Source organism: Streptomyces sp. NPDC107538 (assembly GCF_055657445.1).
This window is the reverse complement of the sequence record NZ_JBVKAY010000006.1, coordinates 342343-355958: the sequence shown is the minus strand read 5'-3', so window position 1 is coordinate 355958 and position 13616 is coordinate 342343. Positions and strand designations below refer to the sequence as shown.

The following is a 13616-nucleotide window of genomic DNA, read 5'->3' as shown; positions in this document are numbered from 1 at the left end:
CGGTTCGAGTGTGGGCTTGACCGACGTGCAGTGGGCGCGGATCGAGCCGTTGCGCACCTGGCAGCGGGTGTTCACAGGTCATGGCGGCACTGCGAGTGCCGCGGCAACGCGGTCGGCCGAGGGTTCGCCCGGCGGTTGTGACGCGGCACCGCCACCCGCTTTGACAAGACCGCCACCATCCACCAGGCCGGACTCCTGATCGCAGGCATCTTCCTCTGGGCCGCACGGTGATCCAGGAGAACGCCCTAGTCCTCCTCGCCACACCATCCGTCCACGTCGCGTACGCCCGCTGCGGCGAGTGCGGCCAGGTGGGCCGGGCAGCCGAACGCCTCCGCGTCGGGGCGCGGCGCCGGGACGGTCTCCGGGGCGTGGAGGTGTCGTAGGACCGCGCCGCCGAGCCGTTCGAGGGCGGGGTGGTCGTCATGGGCGCAGGTGTGGGAGTGCGGGGTCTCGGCGACGGTGCGCAGCAGAGTCCGGATGTCGCGGGCCAGGGCGATGGCCGGGCCGGGATGCGTGATGCGCAGGGCCGTGGCGGCGGTCAGGACGAGTACGGTCCGCTCGCGGGCGTCCGCGGCGTGCGCGTGCCGCCGGGCGGCCCAGATGCCCTGGAGCTCGCGGGCCGACTCGTCGCGCCCGTCGAACAGCGCGGTGAAAGGCTCGATGGCGAGGGTCCCGTCGGCGCGCAGGAACTCCGTGTCGAGGTGCCCGGTCTCCCGGTGTCCGAACAACTCCTCGCGGCCCTCGCGCAGTTCGCCGAGGGTTTTGCGGGCCGTGGCGGCGGTGGACCGGGGGCACAGCCAGAGTGAGAGGTCGATCCCGGCCTGTTCCAGGAGGGCGCGGCCGCCGTCGTCGCCCAGGTGCACGCCGAGGGTGAGGGTGTCGTCGGCGATGGCGGGGCGGTCCGGTTCGTCGTCGAGGAAGCCGGGCAGCCCGGGGTGCCCGTCGTCGCCGTGCGCGCAGGGGTGGTCGAGGGCATCGAGGGGGACCTCCTCCAAGGTCTCGATCAGGTAGTCGAGGACCCATCGCTCGCGCACGATCCCGGACAGCGCGTACCGGGACGCCGCCGTCGCGACCAGCACGCCGCCCGCCCGGTCCCCGTCACTTGTCACGAAGCGGAGTTCCGAACCGGCGTCGGCGATCTCGTTGTAGGCGTCGAACCCGTATCCCTCCAGGACGGAGTTGAGGCTGTCGAGGGTGTCCTGGGCGTCCTCGGAGAGGCGCGCCGGCACGTCGGCGGCGGAGCCGGGCTGCAGCCGGTCCATGCCCACGCGTGCGAGCCCTGCGATGTTGCGCGGGCAGGCCCACTGCTGGCCGGTCCAGCCGATCGCGGAGAAGTCCGTGTCACCGTGCGCCAGGGGGCGGGCGACGTCCTCCAGATAGTGCGGCGGGTCGTCGAGGCCGTCCTCGTACGGGTGCTCGGCGTGTGTGCACGGGCGACTCTTGAGCGCGCGGTCCGCCCGGTCGAGCGCGTCGTGCACGGCGCCGGACACCCGCTCCGGCCCGTGGTCGGCGTACGAGAGCGTCATCGCGAGGCCGAGCACCCACAGCGGGGCGCGGTCCCCTCCGGGGTCGGCGACCAGTCGCCGTACGCAGTCGAGGACGGTCTCGTCGTACTCCGGGTTCCCGTGCGCCCGGACGTCGTCCTGTACGTCCTGCCAGGCGCCGATCAGCGTTTGCAGGTCGGGGGTGGTCTCGGATGGGTCGGCGACGCCCTCGCCGTCCGTGGATTCGATCATGCCCGGTACGACGCGGGGCCCGGGGCGGAAGTTCCCGCGGGCGCACGCGCACCGGCGAGCCGGGGTCCGATGCGACGGGATGCGCGAACCGGGAGGTTCAGGAGAAATGCCGCGACTGTGTCTCTTTCACGGCATTTGCCCAGACCGGGCGGGAGCCATGCGGCTCCGCCGCGTGGGCGTGACAAGCCCCCACCGGGCCCGCGGTTAGATCACGGCCTCATGAACCAACCGCTTCAACTCCGGATACACCGAGAACGACGACCGCCGCCGCACCTGCGTCATGAACTGAACGGTCAGGTCCCGCGCCGGATCCACCCAGAAGATCGTCGTCGCGGCCCCGGTCCACCCGAACGTCCCCAGCGAGGACGGGCATTCGGTCGCGGCCGGGTCGATCACCACGGACACCCCGAGCCCGAACCCGACGCCCACATTGCCCGGCTGCCGGTGGACCGGACTGCCGTACGTAGCGATGTCCGCACCCCCCGGCAGCTGGCTCGTGGCCATCAGGGCGACGGACTCGGGCGACAGCAGCCGCACCCCGTCGAGTTCACCGCGCCGCCGCAGGAACTCGGCGAACCGGTGGTAGTCCCGGGCCGTGGCGACCATGCCTCCACTGCCGGACAGGAAACGCGGCCGGCCGCGGACGGGGAGGCCGGGGACGGGCGCGATCGACCCGTCCTCCTGCTCGCCGTACAACTCGGCCAGCCGTCCCGCCTGTTCGGGGGTGACCTGGAAACCTGCGTCGGTCATCCCCAGCGGCCCGAGGATCCGCTCGGCGAAGAACACGTCGAGGTCCTGCCCCGACACCACCTCGATGATCCGGCCGAGGATGACCGTGGAGACGGAGTAGTTCCACTGTGAGCCAGGCTCGAACTGCAGCGGCAGGCTCGCGTACTCCGCGCACGTCTGCGCCAGGGTGGCGCCCGGCCGGACGGAGGTCTCCAGACCCGCGTCGCGGTAGAGCGCGTCCACGGGGTGGTCGTAGTAGAAACCGAAGGTCAGTCCCGAGGTGTGGGTCATCAGATGACGGACGAGGATCGGCTGCTCGGCCGGACGGGTCCGGACGTCGGTGCCCTTGCCCGACTCGTACACACGGGGCTCGGCGAACTCCGGGAGGTAGCGGGAGACCGGGTCCGTGAGCGACAGCCGCCCCTCCTCGACCAGTATCAGCGCGGCGACCGACGTGACGGGCTTGGTCATGGAGTAGACGCGCCACAACGTGTCCGTCTCGACGGGGAGTTGTGCCTTGCGGTCGCGCTGTCCGTACGTCGTGAGGTGGGCGACGCGACCGCCGCGGGCCAGGGACAGCAGATAGCCGGGCAGCCGGCCCTCGTCGACCTGGAGTTTCAGGTACGCGTCCAGCCGGGCCAGGGTCTTGGGGTCGAGGCCGGCCTCACGCGGCTCTGCCTCTCGGCGCAGTCGTTCCATGGTGGTTCTCCTCCGGTGGCCCGGGTCACGGCTCGCGTTCACGCTCGTCGCCCGCACGCTTCTTTCCTTCATCGTTCCGTACTGATCGCGTTCCATCCCTCACGGGGCGGGCGGGTCGGGGCATTCGCAGGGCAAGAGGCGCACCGAGCGCGGCCACACCGGCCAGGAGCAGCAGCGCGGGGCCGGTGCCGAACGGCATCAGCGTGGTCGCGGCCGCCACCCCGAGCGTCGGGCCGACGTTCATCGCGGTCTGCTGCAGCCCGCCCGCCACCCCGGTCGCCTCCGGCGGAGCGTGCCGTACGGCGACGGCGGTCGCGGTGACCATCAGCGCGCCGAAACCGGCCCCCAGCAGCAGGAATCCGCCGCCGATCAGCACGGTCGACGACCCAGGGCCGAGCCCGGACAGTGCCAGCACACCGGCGGTGAGCAGCACCGTTCCGGTGAGGGCCGTGGGCCGGGCGCCCCACCGGCGCAGCAGTACGGCCGACAGTGGCGCCCCGAGCACCATCATCACGCCGCCGGGCAGCGCGACGAGGCTGGTGCGCAGGGGGTTCATGCCGAGGACGTCCTGGAGGACGAAGCTGCACACGAACAGCGCGCCGAGCATGGCCGCCGACGCGGTCACCAGCACCCCGAGCGCCGCACCGACCGTGGCCGAGCCCAGCACGGCGGACGGCAACAGCGGGTCGGGCGTACGGCGTTCATGGCGGACGAGGGCGACGGCGGAGGCGGCGGCGACCAGCAGACCGAGTGCCCCCGTGGCCGTCCAGCCGTGCTCGGGCACCCCGACCAGCGTGTGGACGAGACCCGCGAGGGCCACGGCGAGCAGTGCGGCGCCGGGCAGATCGAGGCGGGTGCCGCGGACCCGCTGGGGGCGCCCCGCCCCCGGAGTCCGTACCGCCAGCGCCAGGACGCCCATGACCAGCGCCGGTACGACGTTGAGGAAGAACACCGCCCGCCAGCCGAGCTGGGCGACGAGGACGCCGCCGACCAGGGGACCGGCGGCGACCGCGACACCGATGGCGCTGGTCCGCAGTGCGATGGGCATCCCCAGCCGGTCGGGCGGGAACGCGGCCCGCAGCATCCCGAGCGTGGCGGGCTGCAGCAGCGCCCCGAAGACGCCCTGGACGACCCGCAACCCGATCACCCAGCCGACGCCGGGTGCGAACCCGATCCCGGCGGATGCCGCCCCGAACCCCAACACACCCCAGGCGAACACACGTTGATGTCCGAACCGGTCACCCAGCCGCCCCGCGAACACCAACAGCCCCGCCACCGCGATGAGATACCCGGTGCTGGTCCACTGCACCTCCGTGAGGGAAGCGTCGAGGTCGCGCCGCAGGGACGGCTGAGCGATCATCAGGACCGTTCCGTCGAGGGCGACGATCACGGCGCCGAGCACACTGTTGGCGAGGGTGAGCCGGCGGTGTGCGGCGGACACCGGGCTGCCTCGGTCCACCCCGGTCTCTGCCGTCGTGGACGCCGTCATCGGCCCTCGCTCCCCAGGTGCGCGTCCAGTGCGGTGTGCAGCAGGGGCGTGAAGTCGGCGGCTCCCGTGGTGAGTTGGAGGCTGCCCCAGGTCCACAGCTGGGCGATGCCGTAGAGGTTGGCCAGCAACGCGCCCGCGACGAGCGGGGCGTCGGCGTCGGGCCGGGCCCGTCCCACGAGGTCCACCAGCAGCGAGAACATCGGCAGACTGGCGTCGCGCAGCCCCAACTCGTTGCTCTCCAACAGATCATGACGGAACATCAGCTCGTGCATGCCCCGGTTGGTGAGCGCGAAGTCCAGATACACGCGCCCGAGCGTCGCGATCTGCTCCCGCGGACTCGCCGTACCGTCCCCGAGGGCCGCCATCCCTCTGCCGGCCAGCTCCTCGAAGCCCCGGCGGGCGATCGCCGACAGCAACTCCAGATGCGTGGGGAAGTACCGCCGTGGCGCCCCGTGCGACACCCCCGCCCGCCGCGCGATCTCCCGCAACGACAGCGCCTGCACCCCTTCCGCCGTCACCAACTCGACCCCGACTTCGACGAGGCGGGACCGCAGCCCCGTGTTCGGCTCACCCATAGACACTGTCTACCAAACGGCGGTAGACAGTGTCTACTGGTGGTCGGCTCGCCGGTCTGCTCCTTGGCGGGGCCGTCCGGAGCCGTCCGGGGCCGTCCAGGGCCCGCCCGGACGACCGCCACGCCCGAGTCCCCGGCCACCTCGCCGGTGGCCGGGGACTCGGGCGGGACTCGACAATCGCGACTCAGGCCGAGACGCGCTCCCGGTCGTTCTTCTCGTGCGGGGTGCGGGTGCCGAGGAGTTCGGTGGGGATCTTATGGGTCTCGCGGGCGGTGAGCGCCGCGAGGACCGGCGGGATGCACAGGGCCGAGGTGAAGAGGGCCACGGCGAACCAGTCGTCGCCGTCCGGGCCGGCGATCTGCGCGGCGAAGGTCACGGCGAAACCGGCGATGGCGAAGCCGATCTGGGTGCCGATGGCCATACCGGACAGCCGGACCCGGGTGGAGAACATCTCACCGTAGAAGGAGGGCCAGATGCCGTTCGCGGCGCTGTAGACGACACCGAAGGTGACGATGCCGAGGATCAGGACCAGCGGGTAGGCGCCGGTGGAGATCGCCCACAGGTAGACGAACATCATCACCGCGCTGCCGGCCGCGCCGATCAGGAACACCGGGCGGCGGCCGATGCGGTCGGAGAGCGTGGCCCACAGCGGGATCGCGCCGAGCGCGACCAGGTTGGCGAGCGCGCCCACCCACAGCATCGAGGAACGGGACAGGCCCACCGACTCGCTCGTGCCGTACGCCAGCGCCCACACCGTGAAGATCGTGGAGACCGAGGCGACCAGCGCGCCCGCGATCACCCGGAGCACGTCCGCCCAGTGCTCGCGCAGCAGGATGGCCAGCGGCAGCTTGGCGACGCCCTCGGACTCGGTCTGCTGGGTGAAGGCCGGGGTCTCGTCCAGCGTGCGGCGGATGACGTAGCCGACGACGGCGACCGCGATGCTCATCCAGAACGGGACCCGCCAGCCCCAGGACAGCAGCTGGTCCTCGGGGAGCGCGGCGATCGGGATGAAGACCAGGGTGGCGAGCAGCTGCCCGCCCTGGGTGCCGCTGAGGGTGAAGCTGGTGAAGAAGCCGCGCCGCTCCGACGGTGCGTGTTCCAGCGTCATGGAGTTGGCGCTCGCCTGCTCCCCGGCCGCCGATATGCCCTGCAGGACACGGCAGAGCACCAGGAGGACCGGGGCGAGGGTGCCGACCTGGTCACGGGTGGGCAGGCAGCCGATCAGGAACGTCGACAGGCCCATCAGGATCAGCGTGAAGACCATGATCTTCTTGCGGCCCACGCGGTCGCCGTAGTGCCCGAGGAACAGCGCGCCGATCGGTCGCGCCGCGTACGCGACACCGAACGTGGCCAGCGACAGCAGGGTCGCGGTGGCCGGGTCGGACTCGTCGAAGAAGACCGTCGGGAAGATCAGGGCGGCGGCGCTGCCGTAGATGAAGAAGTCGTAGTACTCCAGGGCGCTGCCGATCCAGGCGGCCGTGGCGGCCTTTTTGGGCTGGCCGGGAGGTGCGGCGGGGACGGACACGGCGTGTGCTCCTTCGGGGGATCTCCACCATGAGAGGGGAGTGAAGCGGAGGAAGGCAAGGCGGGGCGGGACAGGGCGGGGCAGGTCACAGTGGGGGAGGAGCCGATCCCTGGGGGTGGTGGGACGGCCGCGCCGGGCGCTACCCGGCTTATTTAACGCACTGGATAGTTAATAGCGGTTGGCTACGGATGTTGCGCCGACGTTTCCCAGGTGTCAAGAGGTCCCGCCGATCCCGCTGATCCCGCCGAAGGATTTCGTCGCGGAGCGTGCGTCTGTGCGGTGGAGGGCTCAGTCCGCCGCGCGGTCCGCCGTCAGATAGGCGATCACCATGTCGCCGAGCATCTGGCGGTAGTGCTCGCGCCGGCCGGCCTCGATCAGGTCGCGGCCGAAGAGAACGCCGAAGGTGTGCCGGTTGGCGACCCGGAAGAAGCAGAAGGCGCTGATCATCGCGTGCAGGTCGACGGCGTCGACGTCGGCCGTGAACAGCCCCGACTTCTGGCCCGACTCCAGGATCCGGCGGATCACGTCCAGCGCGGGCGAACCGATCGTGGCGAGCATCTCGGAGGAGGCGATGTGCTCGGCCTCGTGGATGTTCTCGATGCTCACCAGGCGGATGAAGTCGGGGTGCGCCTCATGGTGGTCGAACGTCACCTCGGCCAGCCGGCGGATGGCCGCGACCGGGTCCAGATGCTCGACGTCCAGGTCCTGCTCCTGCTGCCGGATCACGGAGTACGCCCGCTCCAGCACGGCGGTGAACAGCTGCTCCTTGCCGCCGAAGTAGTAGTAGATCATCCGCTTCGTGGTCCGGGTCCGGGCGGCGATCTCGTCGACCCGGGCCCCGGCGAACCCGCTGCGGGCGAACTCCTTGGTCGCGACATCGAGGATCTCGGCCTTGGTGCGGGCCGCGTCACGGATGCGCCCGTTCGGTCGTGCCGGTTCTTCGACGCTGGTCATCGGGTTCCTTCGGGCGAGTGCGGCCGGTGCCCGTGATTCTAGGAGCTGCGGCGGCGGTCTTCCCTTGGGAGGGGCGCGGCTGCTATTACTAACGTACTAGTTCGTACATTAAATCTCCCGGGAGGGACCCCGTGGCCAAGGACGCGTATCTCGTCGGTCTCATCGGCTCCGGAATCGGACCCTCGCTCAGCCCCGCCCTGCACGAGCGGGAGGCCGATCGGCAGGGCCTGCGCTATCTGTACCGCCTGATCGACATCGACGAGCTGGGCGTCGGCCCCGAGGCGGTCGGCGATCTCGTGCGCGCCGCCCGTGACCTGGGCTTCGACGGGCTGAACATCACCCACCCGTGCAAGCAGCTCGTCATCGAGCACCTCGACGGGCTCGCCCCGCAGGCCGCCGCGCTCGGCGCGGTCAACACGGTCGTCTTCGAGGACGGCCGAGCCATCGGCCACAACACGGACGTCACCGGGTTCGCCGCGTCCTTCGCCCGCGGCCTGCCCGACGCCCCGCTGGAGCGGGTGGTGCAGCTGGGGGCCGGGGGCGCGGGCGCGGCCGTCGCCCATGCCACGCTCACCCTCGGCGCGGAGCATGTCACCGTCGTCGACGCGATGCCCGACCGGGCGACCGACCTCGCGACCTCCCTCAACCGCCACTTCGGTCCGGGCCGGGCCACCGCGGCGACACCGGACGCGCTGCCGGCGCTGCTGGGGGCGGCGGACGGGGTCGTCCACGCGACGCCGACCGGGATGGCGGCGCATCCGGGGCTGCCGTTCGCCGCGGAGCTGCTGCATGCCGGGCTGTGGGTGGCGGAGGTGGTGTACCGGCCGTTGGAGACGGAGTTGTTGCGGGTCGCGCGGGATCTTGGCTGCGCCACGCTGGACGGGGGAGGGATGGCTGTGTTCCAGGCCGTGGACGCGTTTCGGTTGTTCACCGGGCGTGAGCCGGACGCTTCGCGGATGTTGGCGGACATCGGTGAGTTGGCCGGGGTCGCGGGGGCCCGTAACTAGGCGCCGCGATGGCCGGTCAGGTGGGTCGGCTGCGGGTTCGTCGTGGCTGGTCGCGCAGTTCCCCGCGCCCCTTACGGGGCGCGACCCCTACGGGGCGGGCGCGCCCCTCGATCCAAGGAGTTCCCCCATGCGTACGTCCATCGCCACCGTCTCCCTCAGTGGGTCCCTCACCGAGAAGCTGACCGCTGCCGCGCGGGCCGGGTTCGACGGGGTGGAGATCTTCGAGAACGATCTGCTGGCGAGTCCGCTCACGCCGGAGGAGATCAGAGCTCGTTGTGCGGATCTCGGGCTGAGGATCGATCTCTATCAGCCGATGCGGGACATCGAGGCCGTGCCGGCGGAGGTGTTCGAGGGGAATCTGCGGCGGGCGCGGCACAAGTTCGAGCTGATGGGGCGGCTCGGCTGCGACACCGTGCTCGTCTGCTCCAGCGTGCATCCGCTGGCCGAGGACGACGACGCGCTCGCCGCGTACCATCTGCGGCAACTGGCTGATCTGGCCCGCGAGTTCGGGATCCGGGTGGCTTACGAGGCACTCGCGTGGGGGCGGCACGTCAGTACGTACGACCACGCCTGGCGGATCGTGGAGGCGGCCGACCATCCGGCGCTCGGGACCTGTCTGGACAGCTTCCACATCCTGGCCCGGGGCTCCGACCCCAAGGGCATCGAGGACATTCCCGGCGAGAAGATCTTCTTCCTGCAGCTCGCGGACGCCCCGCTGATGGCGATGGACGTGCTTCAGTGGAGCCGGCACTACCGGTGCTTCCCCGGACAGGGCGGCTTCGACGTCGCCGGGCTGGTCCAGCACGTCATGGCGGCCGGATACGACGGACCGCTGTCGCTGGAGGTCTTCAACGACGTCTTCCGGCAGTCCGAGGCCGGCCCCACCGCCGTGGACGCCCACCGCTCGCTGCTGATGCTCCAGGAGGCGGCGGGCATCGCCGCGCTGCCGGAGCGGGTGGTGCCCACCGGGGTCGCCTTCGCCGAACTGGTCACCCCCGACGCCGAACCGGTCGGCGCGCTGCTCGGCGCGCTCGGCTTCGCCCGCACCGCCCGGCACCGGAGCAAGCCGGTGGACCTGTGGGCGCAGGGCGAGGCGCGGGTGCTGGTCAACACCGGCCCGGCCGCCCGCCGCGACGGCACCCAGCTCGCCGCGATCGGCCTTGAGTCACCGGACCCGGTCGGTGCCGCCCGCCGCGCCGAGGCCCTGCTCGCGCCGGTGCTGCCGCGCCGCCGCGCCGCCGAGGACGCGCCCCTGGACGCGGTCGCCGCGCCCGACGGCACCGAACTCTTCTTCTGCGCGACCGACCGCCCCGAACTCCCCAGCTGGACCGGGGACTTCACGCCCGTGGCGCACGCCGACGCCGCGGGCCACGTGCGGCGCGTCGACCACCTCGCGCTGACCCAGCCCTGGCACCAGTTCGACGAGGCGGCCCTCTTCCACCGCACGGTGCTCGGGCTGCACGCCTGCGACAGCGTCGATGTCGCCGACCCCTACGGCCTGTTCCGCAGCCGCCCGGTGACCAGCGAGGACGGCGGCGTCCGGATCGCCCTCAGCGTCGGCCCCGCCCCGACCGACACCGCCGCGCGCGCCCAGCACATCGCCCTCGCCACGGACGACGTCGTCGCCGCGGCCCGCGCCTTCCGCGCGGCCGGGGGCCGGCTGCTGGCCGTCCCGGCGAACTACTACGACGACCTGGCCGCCCGGTTCGAGTTCACCGACGGCGAGCTGGAGACGTACCGCGCCCTCGGCATCCTCTACGACCGTGACCCGGACGGCGAGTTCCGGCACTGCTACACCGAGACCGTCGGCCGGGTCTTCTTCGAACTCGTCCAGCGCGACGGCGGGTACAAGGGCTACGGGGCACAGAACGCCCCCGTGCGCCTCGCCGCCCAGCACGCCCAACGCCCGCTCAGGTGAGGCGAGTCGGCAGCGCGGTTCACTGGCGGCTGACGGTTCGCGTCACACCGGTGACGACCGTCGTCGCCAGGATCCAGCCCGTGACGACGAGGACGTACGACAGCCACTGGGTCGGGCCCTCCGGCGCGTACGCCCGCTCCTGACCGAAGTCGATGATCGGCAGGAGCAGGTCGAGGGTGTAGACGACCGCGTTGAAGTGCGGTGCCTCGTCCGCCTTGAGCGCGCTCGGCGGGTGCACCGCGTACGCCACCGAGCCCACCGCCATCAGCGACAGCAGCCACACGGCCGCGCGCAGCGGGCGGAAGCCGTAGCCCACCGTGGCGTCCTGGGCGTACCCCCACAACTGCCCGTACCAGCGGAGCGTGGCGCGATGGCGGCGCTGCTTGGCGAGCTGGACGCGCCGGGCCGCGTCCTCGTCGCCGATCCTGCGGTAGGCGGCGGTCAACTGCTCGTAGGAGTACGGCAGATACGCCTCCCCGTCCCGCTCCAGCATCGGCAGCCGCCGCTCGGCGGGCTCGTGCGGGATGAGGGAGGTGTAGGTCAGGCTGTTCAGGAGGACCCGCTCGGGCAGCATGTCCGGCTCCACGAACAGGACCTCTATCTGGGCCCGGCGCAGGTTGAGGACACCCTCCATCGGGGGGCCCTTGCGCAGCCACAGTTCACTGATGACGCTGCTGCTCACCCGCAGCGCCGTACCGCCGGGGTTCGACAGCCGGGCGTACGACAGCTCCAGCCAGCCGCCCACCCGGGCGCCGCGCAGTTCGACCCGGCCGCGTACGTCCGCGTGGCGCAGGACGACATCGGACTCGGTGGCGAGGCCCGACGCTCTGAGCGCGGTGCCGCCGGGCCGGTGCAGCCGGGCCCGCTTCAGATCGACCGCGCCCGTGACATGGGCCCCGCCGAGCTGGATCTCGCCGTTCGCCCGCAGCCCGGGAGCGCACAACTCCTCCCCGATCTCGGCCTGGTTGAGCCGGAGCGCGGGCTCGTCGTCCGGTGAGGTGAACTCGGCCCGCTCCATGAACAGGGTCCCGGAGATCTGCGCCCCGGTGAGCCGCACCGGCCCCCGGAACCGGCACTCGGACAGCCGCAGCCCGCCGTCGACCCGTACCCGCGCCGAACGCAGGCCGGGCAGCACGGACTTGGTGAGATTGAGGTAGGTGAACTGCGCGCCCGAGAAGTCGGGGATCTCGTCGAAGTGGCAGTCCCTCAGCCGTACGACACTGTCGACCGTCGCGTACTTCAGCTCCAGCGCGCCGGTGATCCGGGCGCCCTCGATCCTGAGGGCCGCGACCTCGCCCTCTTCCCGGGGAGCGGTGAGCAGCAACGCCCGCAGCACCCGGGCCCGTACAGTCCGCTCCGGGCCCCGGTCGGCGCCGTCCGTCGCGGTCGTGTCCCCGCCGGTCCCGGAGTCCTCGGCCGTGAAGTCCACCGCCGCGCCGAGCGGAAAGGCGTCCCACACCCGCCGCTCGGCCGCCGTCAGATCGTTGATCATCATCACCGGGAATCTCACCCGCGATGCCTGTACCTGTCAACCACGCCTCCAGGACCGTCCCTAGTGGGCCCAGGCCTCGGCGTGCGACCGGTGGGCGTCCGTGAGGCCGTTCGCGAAGAACTGCTCGTAGTACTCGTTCTCCACGTGGTGGACCTGGAGCCACACGCCCGGGACATGGATGGCGTCCGTGTGCGCCGGGAAGCGGCCGTGCGTACGCAGGATGTACTCGCAGATGTCCCGGGCGCAGTCGATCACCCGTTCTTCGTACTCGCCGGCCTCGGTGAGATAGCGCTGCCCGTAGTCCTCCCGGTAGATCCGGGCGAAGACGTCCCGGTCGGTGTAGACGCCGTTCCGGCCGAACTTCTCCTGGATGATGGTCTCCACCGCCTCCGACATGCTCCCGAACACCGGCGGGCACGCGGCGGCGATCAACGGGGCGCCGCCGTCGGGGGAGGGCAGCCGGACCGGGTGCGAGCGCACGTTCGCGTACTTCGGCAGCGGGATGTGCCAGCGCCAGATGTCGGCCGGACGCCAGCGCGGGGTGACGAAGTCGAAGCCGAGCATCCTGCCGTACGCCCGGGAGAACTTCGGGTCGCCCAGGGCGATCTGCGGGTTGATCGTGGCGTGGATCCAGGCGCCCAGACCCATCGCCTCGGCGGTGAGCATCAGATTCTGGAGGAGCAGGTCCGCCTCGATCTGGGTGCGCATCGGACCCAGCGCGCCGAGGGGCAGCTTCAGGTCCCCGTTGAGGAAGCCGTTCTTCACCCACTTCCGCACCCCGGCGGCCCGGTAGAAGTTGCGGTCGTCCACCAGTGTCGGGCGGGAGCCGTCCGGCTGGGTGAGCAGATACATCAGCGCGTTCACATACTGGTGGGAGAGGTCGACCACCGGGAACAGCAGGGTCGTCCCGGGCAGGTTGGACAGGAAGCGGTTGGAGTCCAGGTACGCCGGGAAGTCCCGCTTGTCCGGGGCGACATCGAGGCGGTGGTCGAGGACCTTCACCTTCGCCCGGCGTGCCCGCGCCACCAGCGTCGCGGCGTCGAAGGGCTCGTCCGGCGCCGGTTCCAGCCTGCGCAGGAAGTAGGTGCCCGAGTCGTTGATCAGGAAGAAGTGGGTGCCCTGCGCGTTGTCCGGGCTCCCGGCGGTACGGCCCGCCATCGTCAGGTTGGGCTTGGACATGATCGGTGTGCCGTTGTCCGGGTCCTCGAAGGGCCGGTCGGGCATGGTGAGTCCGGTGGTGCCGGTGATCGCGATCAGCACCGCCTCCTCCAGCTCGGTCAGCGGCTGCACCGCGTTGCGCGAGGTGTAGGTCATGGTTCCGGCGGACACCTTGGCGCCCCGGCTCACCCGGTGCGTACGGCGGCGCCACACGGTCCGCAGCAGCGGACGCGCGAAGAGGTCGGCGAGCCCCGGGTGGGTGGTGCCCACGGTGGTTTCGGGCAGCTCGGAGTGGCTGTCGGTGAAGGTCATGCGCTTTCCCCCGTTGTGGTTC

At 71.5% G+C, this 13616-nt stretch carries 10 protein-coding genes; 2 read left to right on the top strand and 8 right to left on the bottom strand.

The window, feature by feature from the left end:
* Window positions 1–245 precede the first annotated feature (245 nt).
* From ACZ7MG_RS23285 to ACZ7MG_RS23260, 6 genes are all read right to left on the bottom strand, one after another.
* Window positions 246–1736, bottom strand: coding sequence for a hypothetical protein (locus tag ACZ7MG_RS23285; protein WP_471383056.1), 1491 nt, complete (start codon window positions 1734–1736; stop codon window positions 246–248).
* 204 nt (window positions 1737–1940) lie between these two features.
* Window positions 1941–3164 (bottom strand): serine hydrolase domain-containing protein, encoded by a 1224-nt coding sequence (locus tag ACZ7MG_RS23280; RefSeq protein WP_471383055.1) that lies wholly within the window; start codon window positions 3162–3164, stop codon window positions 1941–1943.
* 25 nt (window positions 3165–3189) lie between these two features.
* Window positions 3190–4653 (bottom strand): MFS transporter, encoded by a 1464-nt coding sequence (locus tag ACZ7MG_RS23275; RefSeq protein ID WP_471383053.1) that lies wholly within the window; start codon window positions 4651–4653, stop codon window positions 3190–3192.
* Window positions 4650–5228 (bottom strand): TetR/AcrR family transcriptional regulator, encoded by a 579-nt coding sequence (locus tag ACZ7MG_RS23270; RefSeq protein ID WP_471383051.1) that lies wholly within the window; start codon window positions 5226–5228, stop codon window positions 4650–4652. The genes ACZ7MG_RS23275 and ACZ7MG_RS23270 overlap by 4 nt, the downstream gene beginning before the upstream one ends.
* 184 nt (window positions 5229–5412) lie before the next feature.
* Window positions 5413–6753, bottom strand: a complete 1341-nt coding sequence (locus tag ACZ7MG_RS23265; protein ID WP_471383050.1) for an MFS transporter — start codon at window positions 6751–6753, stop codon at window positions 5413–5415.
* Window positions 6754–7041: 288 nt separating this feature from the next.
* Window positions 7042–7707, bottom strand: coding sequence for a TetR/AcrR family transcriptional regulator (locus ACZ7MG_RS23260; RefSeq protein WP_471383049.1), 666 nt, complete (start codon window positions 7705–7707; stop codon window positions 7042–7044).
* Between the two features lie 131 nt (window positions 7708–7838).
* On the opposite strand from ACZ7MG_RS23260, the gene ACZ7MG_RS23255 reads away from it, so the two are divergent.
* Both ACZ7MG_RS23255 and ACZ7MG_RS23250 read left to right on the top strand, forming a co-directional pair.
* Window positions 7839–8714, top strand: a complete 876-nt coding sequence (locus ACZ7MG_RS23255; protein WP_471383047.1) for a shikimate dehydrogenase — start codon at window positions 7839–7841, stop codon at window positions 8712–8714.
* A gap of 127 nt (window positions 8715–8841) precedes the next feature.
* Window positions 8842–10632: a TIM barrel protein gene (locus tag ACZ7MG_RS23250; RefSeq protein WP_471383045.1), complete on the top strand. Its 1791-nt coding sequence runs from the start codon at window positions 8842–8844 to the stop codon at window positions 10630–10632.
* A gap of 19 nt (window positions 10633–10651) precedes the next feature.
* Here the strand turns inward: ACZ7MG_RS23250 and ACZ7MG_RS23245 are convergent, their stop codons facing one another.
* The gene (locus ACZ7MG_RS23245; protein WP_471383044.1) at window positions 10652–12127 is read right to left on the bottom strand and encodes a membrane-associated oxidoreductase; all 1476 of its coding nucleotides are present in this window, start codon (window positions 12125–12127) and stop codon (window positions 10652–10654) included.
* 57 nt (window positions 12128–12184) lie between these two features.
* Window positions 12185–13594, bottom strand: a complete 1410-nt coding sequence (locus ACZ7MG_RS23240) for a hypothetical protein (protein WP_471383042.1) — start codon at window positions 13592–13594, stop codon at window positions 12185–12187.
* Between the last annotated feature and the right edge of the window lie 22 nt (window positions 13595–13616).